Origin of the sequence: Tritonibacter sp. SIMBA_163, from assembly GCF_046535935.1 — a bacterium.
Lineage (GTDB): Bacteria > Pseudomonadota > Alphaproteobacteria > Rhodobacterales > Rhodobacteraceae > Epibacterium > Epibacterium scottomollicae.
On record NZ_JAWJBP010000001.1, the window covers coordinates 391,714 to 402,541 of the forward strand.

The 10,828-nt window shown below is 62.4% G+C and carries 11 protein-coding genes; 5 read left to right on the forward strand and 6 right to left on the reverse strand.

Going from position 1 to position 10,828, the window contains the following annotated elements:
* Positions 1-41: 41 nt before the first annotated feature.
* Positions 42-455 (reverse strand): hypothetical protein, encoded by a 414-nt coding sequence (locus tag R0J92_RS01790; RefSeq protein ID WP_411050527.1) that lies wholly within the window; start codon positions 453-455, stop codon positions 42-44.
* Between the two features lie 98 nt (positions 456-553).
* Between R0J92_RS01790 and R0J92_RS01795 the strand changes: the two genes are divergently transcribed.
* Together R0J92_RS01795 and rpoH are read left to right on the forward strand one after the other, a co-directional pair.
* On the forward strand, positions 554-1,384 hold the full coding sequence (locus R0J92_RS01795) for a LysR family transcriptional regulator (protein WP_411050528.1): 831 nt from the start codon (positions 554-556) through the stop codon (positions 1,382-1,384).
* 181 nt (positions 1,385-1,565) lie between these two features.
* Positions 1,566-2,462: an RNA polymerase sigma factor RpoH gene (gene rpoH, locus R0J92_RS01800; RefSeq protein WP_106162258.1), complete on the forward strand. Its 897-nt coding sequence runs from the start codon at positions 1,566-1,568 to the stop codon at positions 2,460-2,462.
* A 767-nt stretch (positions 2,463-3,229) separates the two neighbouring features.
* Here rpoH and R0J92_RS01805 read toward each other — a convergent pair.
* Complete coding sequence (locus tag R0J92_RS01805) at positions 3,230-4,402, reverse strand: dipeptidase (RefSeq protein WP_411050529.1); 1,173 nt, start codon at positions 4,400-4,402, stop codon at positions 3,230-3,232.
* A 160-nt stretch (positions 4,403-4,562) separates the two neighbouring features.
* Between R0J92_RS01805 and R0J92_RS01810 the strand changes: the two genes are divergently transcribed.
* Positions 4,563-5,552, forward strand: coding sequence for a Gfo/Idh/MocA family protein (locus R0J92_RS01810; protein WP_411050531.1), 990 nt, complete (start codon positions 4,563-4,565; stop codon positions 5,550-5,552).
* 229 nt (positions 5,553-5,781) lie between these two features.
* Positions 5,782-6,051 carry a DksA/TraR family C4-type zinc finger protein gene (locus R0J92_RS01815; protein WP_317386827.1) on the forward strand — a complete coding sequence of 90 codons (270 nt, stop codon included), beginning with the start codon at positions 5,782-5,784 and terminating at the stop codon, positions 6,049-6,051.
* Positions 6,052-6,099: 48 nt separating this feature from the next.
* On the opposite strand, the gene R0J92_RS01820 is transcribed toward R0J92_RS01815, so the two are convergent.
* From R0J92_RS01820 to R0J92_RS01835, 4 genes are all read right to left on the reverse strand, one after another.
* Positions 6,100-6,591 carry a GNAT family N-acetyltransferase gene (locus R0J92_RS01820; protein ID WP_411050532.1) on the reverse strand — a complete coding sequence of 164 codons (492 nt, stop codon included), beginning with the start codon at positions 6,589-6,591 and terminating at the stop codon, positions 6,100-6,102.
* Positions 6,592-6,706: 115 nt separating this feature from the next.
* Complete coding sequence (locus R0J92_RS01825; RefSeq protein ID WP_411050533.1) at positions 6,707-8,527, reverse strand: M3 family oligoendopeptidase; 1,821 nt, start codon at positions 8,525-8,527, stop codon at positions 6,707-6,709.
* A gap of 274 nt (positions 8,528-8,801) precedes the next feature.
* Positions 8,802-9,764 carry an alpha/beta hydrolase gene (locus R0J92_RS01830; protein ID WP_411050534.1) on the reverse strand — a complete coding sequence of 321 codons (963 nt, stop codon included), beginning with the start codon at positions 9,762-9,764 and terminating at the stop codon, positions 8,802-8,804.
* 5 nt (positions 9,765-9,769) lie between these two features.
* Positions 9,770-10,057, reverse strand: a complete 288-nt coding sequence (locus tag R0J92_RS01835) for an SCP2 sterol-binding domain-containing protein (protein WP_106162265.1) — start codon at positions 10,055-10,057, stop codon at positions 9,770-9,772.
* 132 nt (positions 10,058-10,189) lie between these two features.
* Here R0J92_RS01835 and R0J92_RS01840 point away from each other — a divergent pair, with 132 nt between their 5' ends.
* Positions 10,190-10,747 (forward strand): tetratricopeptide repeat protein, encoded by a 558-nt coding sequence (locus R0J92_RS01840; protein ID WP_106162341.1) that lies wholly within the window; start codon positions 10,190-10,192, stop codon positions 10,745-10,747.
* Positions 10,748-10,828: the final 81 nt, after the last annotated feature.

The following is a 10,828-nucleotide window of genomic DNA, read 5'->3' on the forward strand; positions in this document are numbered from 1 at the left end:
GTGCGTGTCCTGATTGGGTTCTGTCGGCTGCCTGTGTCGGATCAGACCGGGATGGCACCCGTGACCGTCTCGCGGAAATAATCCAGCTTTCCGTCAGTCTCATGCGAAATTATATAGGTCAGGCTGGTCACGGTGCAGTCTTTGAGCCCGTAGAAGAAGCGCTGATGAAAACGGGTCAGGTGCCACCCGTCGGCAAGGGGCTGGACGTCTATGTCCAAAGCCTCCGTGCCCTGAGGGAAGATATCAGTGCCGAGCCGGGTCAGGATCGCGCCCATGCTCTCAAGACCTTTGCCCGCCTGCCAGCTGACATCCACATCGTCGGCATAGTGGTCGATGCGAAAGTCGATGTCATTGGCCATATGCTCCATCAGGCCGGGGTCGCCCGCCACAAATTTCTGCAGCACGGATTGTATGGCGGGCTGGGACGGGGCGGGTGTGTTTGAAACTGCGGTCACGGATCTCTCCTGAGTTGAATTATGCGTGACCCATCGATGGCGCGGATGCATAAAATAATATAGACCGATGCTAACTTTGCATTACATAGAGAATGACTATGTTAGAGATCACCCCGCTGCGGTACTTTCTGAGTGCCTATGAAACCGGCTCCATCAGTCGCGCGGCTCAGGTCAATGCGGTGAGCCAGCCCAGCGTGTCCGCCGCGATCCAGCGGTTGGAGCGCGAGTTGGGCGGTTCGCTCTTCCTGCGGTCCCGGCGCGGGTTGGTCACCACACCGCTGGGGGAGCAGCTCTACCGGGAGGCCGCGCCAAGCGTGACGCATCTGGCGGACCTGTCGACCCGGCTGCGCCCGCATCCGCGACAGCGTCTCAGGATCTACTGTCACCCGGATGTGCTGCTCTCGCCCTTCTCGGTGCCGTTGCAGGCGCTGGTGCGGCGACGGCAGGAGCTGCTGCCGGAGTTCTGCGATCAGGCGGAGGTCTGCGATATTGCATGCGTGGCCGAAAGCTGTGCCCCGTCCGGATATGCGTTTCTGCCACTTTGGGAGGAGGGCTACGGGGTTGCGCTGCCCACTGGGCACAGGCTTGCGCAGGCGGGCGTGTTGCGGCCCGAAGACATCGCGGTAGAGCCACGCATTCACCGCCCGTATTGCCCGAAGGCGGATGTTCTGCATGAGGTCGAGGCGGGCAGGGGGATGCCGCCACCGCATGGCGCGGCGGCTGTCAACGACCAGCAAGTGCTGGACCTGGTGGCGGCAGGCCTGGGCATCGCGCTGGTGCCACTGCGCCATGCGGGCTGTCATCCGGGGGTGGCCGTGCGTCCCCTGACCGAGGTGCCAGAGGTGCGGCGCACCGTCGGACTGGCGTATCGCAAAACGGTGCTCGCCCGCGAAGTCGCGGCGGAGCTGGCGGCGGAGGCAAAGGAATAATCGAGGCGAAACAAAGTGCTAACGAAAAGGTGAGTTTTTTTCTGGCTTTTTGTGACGCACTTCACAGAGGACATGCGTTGTCCTTTGTATAACACTGAGCAAGAGGTCACTTGAAAACCGTGATCGCAACAACCAAATGGGCTGATGTTAAGTCCTTACACATTCGAAAGGGACAGATCTGATGGCAAATTATGCAAACCTGCCCGCCCCATCTCCCGAAGGTGGCCTGAACCGCTACATGCAGGAGATCCGGAAGTTCCCACTGCTGGAGCCGGAAGAAGAATATATGCTGGCGAAGCGTTGGGTCGAAGAGCAGGATACTGAATCCGCGCATAAGATGGTGACGTCGCACCTGCGTCTGGCCGCGAAAATTGCCATGGGCTATCGCGGCTACGGTCTGCCGCAGGCCGAGGTGATCTCTGAGGCGAATGTGGGTCTGATGCAGGCGGTGAAGCGGTTTGATCCCGAAAAGGGCTTTCGTCTGGCGACTTATGCCATGTGGTGGATCCGGGCCTCGATCCAGGAATATATCCTGCGGTCCTGGAGCCTGGTGAAGCTGGGCACCACGTCGGCGCAGAAAAAACTCTTCTTCAACCTGCGCAAGGCCAAGGCCCGTATTGGTGCGCTTGAAGATGGCGATCTGCGTCCCGAGGTGGTCAAGAAAATCGCCACGGATCTTGGCGTGACCGAGACCGAGGTGATTTCGATGAACCGGCGCATGTCCGGTGGTGACGCCTCGCTGAACGCCATGGTGGGCAGCGATGGTGACAGCACCATGCAGTGGCAGGACTGGCTGGAGGACGAAAGCGCCGATCAGGCGGGTGACTACGAGGCCCGCGATGAACTGGAAGCGCGTCGGGAGCTGTTGGCCGAAGCCATGAGTGTTCTCAACGACCGTGAGAAGGACATCCTTTCGCAGCGCCGCCTGGCTGATCAGGCCAAGACGCTGGAAGAGCTGAGCGGCCAATATGACGTCAGCCGGGAGCGCATTCGCCAGATCGAGGTGCGTGCCTTTGAGAAGCTGCAGAAGAAGATGCGGGATCTGGCTGCAGGCAAGGGCATGTTGCAACAAGCCTGATCTGCTGCGTCCGCAAGATGTTTGTCACTGGCGCCTTTCTCCCTCGGCGTTGACAAATCAGGGGTCACCGAATGGTGGCCCCTTTGTCGTTTCCGCACTGGGCGCACCCGGCTTGGAGACATCGTGGGCGCGCGACGGTGACGTGACTGCGAGAGAGGGAGGACTGATGCCATGGACGAGGCGTCTGTCTGCGCGAGGCGCAGGAGAGAATACATCCGCGCGTCGTCGGGCAGGGGGCGATGAGTCGGGCAGAGGGCGAAGCTGGCTGGCGCGCTCCGAAATCGGCGCGGCGGGCGGGCAAAACAGCCCATGCAGTTCAGATGTTATCGTGGTGGATCGCGCGTGCTGCTGGGTTTGACATGCCGCAATGCGGCTAAAACCTGGCGTGGCTGGCATGTGATTTGCCTGGATGGCGCTGCGGATGCTGGCTGCGAAATGGCGGAGCGGGCGACAGCGCGACACTACTATTGCTGGCTTGATGACGTGGGGAGCTGGCGTGGCTTGCGATCTGGCTGAGATCCATCTGGATCTTGGCTGGAGGGCTTGCTACTGGCGGCCTGATCATCTGGCTTGCTGCAGTTGAGATCTTTCTAATGCGAGTGCGATCCGGCGTCAATGAAAAAAACGAGTAAAATCAAATACTTGACTGATGTTGTCGGGTATTTATTCCGACTGTTGCGGTCAGGTTTCGCGCCTGCCAAGAAAAAACGCGCACCATCAATGGGGTGCGCGTTCTTGAGGCGTCAGAGATGGGGCCGGAGCCTGGGTTAGTCGAGGCGGGCGCGGATCACCCGGAGCATGTTCTCGCCTGCTACTTTGCGGATCTGCGACTCCGAGAGGCCTTCGTCGAGCATCGCCTGGGTCAGTGCCGCCAGTTCGGAGGTGTCGAAGGTGGTTTCGACAGAGCCGTCAAAGTCGGATCCGAGGGCCACGTGATTCGCGCCGACCACCTCGATCGCACCGCGGATCGCGCGGGCGATCCCGGCCGGGGAGGCATCACAGACCGCATCGGCCCAGTAGCCGATGCCAATGACGCCCCCTGTTGCGGCAATCTCCTGCATCAGCGCATCGGGGAGGTTCCGCTTCACCGGGCAGACCTTTTGAATGCCGCCGTGAGACAGAACGATGGGCACATCTGTCATCTCGATCACGTCGCGCACCACCTGCGGGCTGGAATGCGCCACGTCCAGGATCAACCCCTGCGCGACGGAGGCCGCGACGACATCACGCCCGAACTCGGTCAGGCCTTGATCGTTGCTGCCGTGGAGGGAGCCGCCAAGGGCGTTGTCAAAGAAGTGCTGTAGCCCGATGAGGCGGTAGCCCGCGTCCACCAGCCCCTGCAACTTGTCGATGTCACCTTCCAGCGGATGGGCCCCTTCGATGCCAAGCAGCCCGCCGACCACATCATCGCCCGCTGCTTTGAGCTCAAGCAGCGCGTCGAGGTCCGCCTCGGTGCGGATGATCCTGAGGCGCCCCTCGGACCGCTCCTGAAAGCGATGCAGTTTCTGCGCCTGATAGAGCGCACGTTCATAGAGCGACGACCAGGTGGGCAGTGGCCACAGCTGGCCGACCGCCAGCAGCGTGATGTTGTCCATCGCGTCGGTCTCATTGTGATCGTAGTTCTGACCGGCAGGGGATTTGGTGACCGCGGTAAAGACCTGCAGGGCGACGTTGCCCTCGATGAGGCGGGGAATATCCACATGTCCGCGGGTGCCACGCTCGGTCAGATCGCGCTTCCACAGGAGCGGATCGGCGTGCAGATCGCCGATCGTCAGACTGTGGTGGAGCGCCTGAGCCGTGGCGCTGACGTCATAGGGGGCATGTTCGACGACGCGATTGCGGCTTTTCTCCACATAGGCAGGGGCAAAGAGCAGGAAGGCGACCACTGCGAGGCCGCAGAGTATCACGAGCCGTCGAAGCCATCTTGCGAGTGTTGCCATTGTCCTGATCCTCCATCTGCTTTTTCGCGCAGGCTAGGCGAGGACACTGACAACGCAAGAAGAAAGCGTGCGGGGGTGGATGGTCGGCAAAATTTGCCCCGCCGTCACGTCAGAGCTAATGTGAGCGCAAACAGGATTCCCTGAACGAAGGAGAGAAGTCATGACAAACCCGGTCCGGTGGGGCGTCCTAGGGGCGGCCAAATTCGCGCGCGAACATATGGCGCCCGCCATTCATGCGGCAGAGGGGGCGGAACTGGCCGGGCTGGCAACCTCCAGCGCCGAGAAGGCGGTGCCGTTTCAGTCCTTTGCGCCCGGGATCACGGTGCATGAGAGCTATGAGGCGCTGCTGGCGGACCCGTCGATTGACGCGGTCTATATCCCGCTGCCCAACCACCTGCATGTGGAATGGGCAGTGAAGGCGATGCAGGCGGGCAAGCACGTGCTGGTAGAAAAACCCGCAACCTTGCAGGAGGCTGAATTTGATCAGTTGATCGCGGCGCGGGACGCCGCGGGCGTGCTGGCGGCAGAGGCCTATATGATCGTGCATCACCCGCAGTGGCAGCGGGTGCAGGAGCTGGTCCAATCGGGGGCGCTTGGGCAGCTCCGGCATGTGTCGGGCAGGTTCTCCTTTGACAACCGGCAGGATGTGGACAACATCCGCAACCGCCCCGAAACCGGCGGTGGCGCGCTGCGCGACATTGGCGTCTATGTCTTTGGCTCGGCCCGGTTTGTGACCGGGGAGGAGCCGGTGGAGGTCAGCGCCCAGATCGAATGGGAGAATGGCGTCGATGTGTTGTCGAACGTGCAGGCGCGGTTCCCGGGGTTCCTCTACACCGCCTATGTCAGCACCCGCATGCAGCCCTATCAGGAGATGCTGTTTCACGGCGACAAGGGCGTGCTGCGCCTCACGGCGCCCTTCAATCCACGCGTCTTTGGCGAGGCACGGTTGGAGCTGCACCAGACATCCCATGCGGCAGGGACCGGTCAGGTGATTGCGGAGCGGTTCCCGCTGGCGGATCACTACAAGCTGCAGGTGGAGGCTTTTGGTCGATCACTGCGCGAGGGCGTGCCCTATGCCTGCCCGCTGGAGTTCTCCCGTGGCACGCAGGCGATGATGGATCGGGTGTTCGAGGTCGCAACGGACCTCTGATCAGGGAGGTCGAGGCGTAAGGGGGGGGGGCGCTCCCGCGCGTCCCCTCTGCATGGAACATGCAGATCGGCCCCTTGGGCCGGGCAGGCCGCGCCGGAGGCGCGGCCTGCCGCCGGGCGACGTGCGTCGCACGGCGCAACCCCTCGAAAGTGTCGATTTTGATATCAGGGTTGCCCGGCCGTGGCGGCCGGGTCTAGCATGGGTGCCACGACAACTGGGAGGCGTGGCGATGGCTGGCGGCTGGGCAAAGGATGGCGCGGTAAGCGAACAGATCGAGGCATCGATCTCGGACGAGCTGGCGCGTCTCAAGACGCGTCGTGCCCCGGTCGGCGAGAGCCTGACCCATTGTGCTGATTGCGAGGAGGAGATCCCCGAAGCCCGGCGACGCGCCATCCCCGGCGTGAAACTCTGCATCGATTGTCAGCAAGAGCGCGATGGGTCTCAGCAGCTTCGGGGCGGCGTCAACCGGCGTGGCAGCAAGGACAGCCAGTTGAAGTGATCTCGATGACGTGAGGTGAGGGGCTGCGGCTGGATGTGCCGAGCCCGATCAGGCGGGACGCAGCGGCAGCCGCATGACGTGTTGGGGGCCGGCAAGACCCCCGTCATGGATGTCACCGGTGTCGACAAATCCGGCCTGCAAATAGCTGCGCACCGCAATCTGGTTGCGGATGTTCACGGTCAGCACCAACGCCCGCGCGCCCGGGTAGAGGTGGCGCAGCGCATTCGGCAGCGCTGCCAATGTGGCGCGCCCGATGCCGCGCCCCTGATGGTGGTAGTCGATCATGAAGGCGCGCAGGCCGAGGTCGCCGTAATGGGCGAAGCCATAGGTTTGCGGATATTTCAGGTCGATCTTGAAAAACCCAACGGCCGCGCCCGCAGCGCGGATGGCGTAAAGGTCAATCCGGTCCTCCTGCGAGGCGAAGGCCATGTCGATGGTACCACAATAGACGATCTGCTCCGGAGCCACCTCGATGTGGCGGACCAGATCATGGTCGGACTTTTCAAGTCGCTGAAATTCGATTCCGGGTCGCGTCGTCATGGTGCGGTAAAGATGCATAAAAAAGACCCGCCGTCACGATGCGGCGGGCCTTGAGGGATCAATTTTAGAGTGTTTTCAGCATCGTTGCCATCGAATGGCTTCTATGCGGAAAGCCTTACTCTTCCATGGCTTCCAGCTCGTCGATCATCCCGGAGATCATCGACAGCCCCTTGTCCCAGAACTTGGGATCTGAGGCGTCCAGGCCAAAGGGCGCCAGAAGTTCCTTGTGGTGCTTGGAGCCGCCGGCTTTCAGCATATCGAAATACTTGTCCTCGAAGCCCTCGGCGCCCTCGGCGTAGACCGAGTAGAGCGCGTTCACCAGCCCGTCGCCGAAGGCATAGGCATAGACGTAGAAGGGCGAATGCACGAAATGCGGGATATAGGCCCAGAAAGTCTCGTATCCTTCCATGAAGTCGAACGCGTCGCCAAGGCTTTCGGCCTGAACGCTCATCCACAGGGCGTTGATGTCCTCGGGTGTGAGTTCGCCCTCGGCGCGGGCGGCGTGCAGTTTGCATTCAAAGTCATAGAAGGCGATCTGGCGCACGACCGTGTTGATCATGTCCTCGACCTTGCCGGCGAGGAGCACCTTGCGCTCTTCCTTGGTCTTGGCCTTTTCCAGCATCTTGCGGAAGGTCAGCATCTCGCCAAACACCGACGCGGTTTCTGCCAGCGTCAGCGGGGTGGAGGAGAGCATTTCGCCCTGATCGGCGGCCAGCACCTGATGCACGCCGTGGCCCAGCTCATGCGCCAGGGTCATCACGTCGCGCGGTTTGCCGAGATAGTTCAGCATCACATAGGGGTGCACATTGGTGACGGTGGGATGGGCAAAGGCGCCGGGGGCCTTGCCGGGTTTCACGCCCGCGTCGATCCAGCCCTTGTCGAAGAACGGCTCTGCCAACTCGCCCATGCGCGGATCAAAGGCGGCATAGGCCTCCATCACCGTGTCGCGGGCTTCGTCCCAGTCGACGATGCGGGTGGCCTCCATCGGCAGCGGCGCGTTGCGGTCCCAGACCTGCATACGATCCAGACCGAGCCATTTGCGCTTCAGCTCGTAATAGCGGTGGGAGAGCTTGGGGTAGGCGGCCACGACCGCCTCGCGCAGGGCCTCGACCACCTCGGGTTCCACATCGTTGGACAGGTGACGGCCCGTCTGCGGGCTGGGCATGCCGCGCCAGCGGTCGATGATCTCTTTCTCTTTGGCCTGGGTGTTGTGGACGCGGGCAAAGGTCTTGATGTTGTCGGCAAAGACGCGGGCCAATTCGCGGGAGGCGGCCTCGCGCTTGGCGCGGTCCTGCTCGGTCAGATGGTTGAGCGTCGCCTCGATGCCCAGTTCCTCGCCGTCGATCTCAAACGTGAGGCCGGCGATGGTTTCGTCGAAGAGTTTCTCCCAAGCGTCGCCGACGATGCCGAGGTCATGCATGAAGCGTTCCAGCTCGTCGGAGAGCTGATAGGGCTTCATGGCGCGGATACGGTCGAACACAGGCTTGTAGCGCGCCAGATCGGCATTGGCGGCAAACAGCGCGTCCAGCTTGCCGTCCTCGATGCGGTTGATCTCCAGCGTGAAGAACACCAGCGGGGTGGTGAAGACGGTCACCTTCTCCTGCACATCGGACAGGAACTTGGCGCGCCCCGCATCGGTGGTCAGCTGGTAGTAGCGCAGTCCGGCGTAGGACATGATGCGCCCGGCGATATTGTTGATCTTCTCGTTGCGCAGCACGCAGGCCAGCAGGCCGTCGGCGTCCAGATCGGCCAGCTTGCCCTCATAGTCGGCGGCGAAGGAGGCGCATTCCCCTTGCAGCCAGTCGAGGTCGCGGCTGAGTTCGGGGGCCTCTTCGGAGGTGTAGAGATCGCTGAGATCCCATTCGGGCAGCTTGCCCAGGCCATCAGCGCCGGAAGAGGCATTGGCATCGCGCACGGGGAAGGGGAGTTGGAACATGGGACCTCCGTCTGGTGTCTGGCAGGGGTGGGCATGCCCGCGAGGATGCGCGGCAGCGGCCTGAGCCTGAAAATCGGTTCCCGAAACACTTAGGTCTCTGTATCGGCAGGCACAAGCGCCGAGCGGAAGATGCCTGCTGAAACCACCGAACAGAGGGGGTTCGTTTCGGGCAAGGCCCGAAACGACCCGCGCCGCGCGCGCCCTGATCGGGCGCGCGCGGCGCGGGGGTGGCAAAGTCAGCGTCGCAGCACCAACTTGCCCTATCGAAAACGGATCAGCGGTGCGCGCGGAAATGTGCGGCGATGGCATCAAAAACGCGCGTCCGGGTGTCCGGTCGCTCCATCAGGATTTCGTGCTGGGCATCTGCGACCACATCCAGTTTGCCGCCGGGCCAGCGTGCCATGCGGTCATGCACGGCGTCGGTGGAGACGATCTGCTCGCTGTCGCCCAGGAAGGTGATGCAGGGCACATTCGGCGAGGCCTCCGCCCGAAGCGCCGCGCATTCCACCATAGCCTGTCCGAGCCACTGGACGGTCGGGCCGCCGAGAACAAGATCCGGCTGTTTTTCCATCTGCATCTGCAGGAAGGCGTACATCTCGGGGTCATTGGTCAGACTGTTGCCCTCGAACGGCGTGACTTGCACATATTGTTCGATGGTGGTGGTGGGCACCAAGCTCTCGCTCAGCCCCAGTCGAGCGCCAAAGCGGGTCAGGATCCGGGCCAGCGGACGCAGGGCAAAGGGAATGCGTATGCCCCACATCGGCGCGGTGAAGACACAGGCCGAAACGGGCAGGCCCTGATGCAGGGCGCGCAGGCCGATGGCGCCGCCCATGGAGTGGCCAATCATGTACCAGGGCTTTGGCAGATCGAGGGCCGTGGCATGGGCGAGCAGCGCGGCGACGTCCTCGTGAAAATCGGCAAAGCGGTCGACATGGCCCAGACGACGGTCCGCAAGGGCGCGATCCGCCAAGCCCTGACCCCGCCAGTCCACCGCGATCACGGCAAACCCGCGTGCGGTCATCTCGGTCGCAAAGGGGCCGTATTTTTCGATGTATTCGGTGCGCCCCGGGAACATGAGAATGGTTCCCGCAGCGTCCGATTGGGGCCGCCAATGGCCTGCGCGGATCCGCAGGCCATCACGTGTCGTCAGCCAATGGGCTGCGCCATCGTCGGGACCGCGCGCGATCTCGGCGAAGTATGGCGCGGGTGAGGTCTCTGCCATCGGCTGATCTTTCATGGCGGTCAGGACAGCGCTTGTGCCAGCTGCATCGCCACGCCCATGTCGCCGTCGATGGTCAGCTTGCCCCCCATGAAGGCGGCCGTCGGGTTCAGCTCACCGGAGAGGATTTCCTGAAAGGTCTCCGCATCGGCCGTCATGGTCACCTCGGCGTCGTCATCGGAGACGCGGGCGCCATTGGCATCCAGAATGATCGAGCCCATGTCGGTGATCTCGAACTTGGCAGTGCTGTCAAAGCCGCCGTCCATCTTTTCGTTCAGCGTCGCGGCTGCCTGTTCCAGAGTGTCGCTCATGTCGTCTTTCCTAAATCGGGTTCTGCGCCTCTGCACAAAACTGTGAAACTGATGGTCGGGGCACTGGTATTTGCACCCTGGACCGTTACCTTTCAAAGTATGGGCAGAACTTGCGCGAATCTCAAAGCTATCGTGGCGGCAATCTCGTTGTCCGTCATCCCCTCTCTATCATCTGTTGTCGCCGCACAGACAGCGGCGCCGGTGAACCTGTCGTCCTTGGGCGAAGATGCGCTGCTGGAACGGCTGCGGGATGCCGATCCCAATGATGCCGCCGCGCTGGAGCGCGAACTGCAGGCTGTCTGGAGCAGCAGCGGCTCGCCGTCGATGGATCTGTTGCTGCGCCGGGGGCGGGACGCGATGGAGCGGCAGGACTGGGCGGCGGCCATCGAACATCTGACCGCACTGACCGACCATGCGCCGCAGTTCGCCGAGGGCTGGTCGGAGCGCGCCCGGGCCTTCTTTAACGCAGAGCGTTACGGGCCGGCGGTTGCGGATCTGGAACAGGCGTTGGCCTTGAACCCGAATGATTACAACGCCATCTTTGCGCTTGGGCAGGTGTTTGAGTTCTTTGGCGATGCCAAGCGCGCCTATGCTGCCTATGAGCGCGCCAAGGCTATACATCCCAATCACGAGGAAGTAACCAAGGCGATGGATCGACTGTCCGTCGAAGTGGAGGGGCGGGCTCTGTGATGAGCGCGCTCTGAGCAGTGATCCCTGAATTTGATCCCCTGATGCCGGCGGTTGCCGGAGGACAGGGCGCGTGGAGTTTGA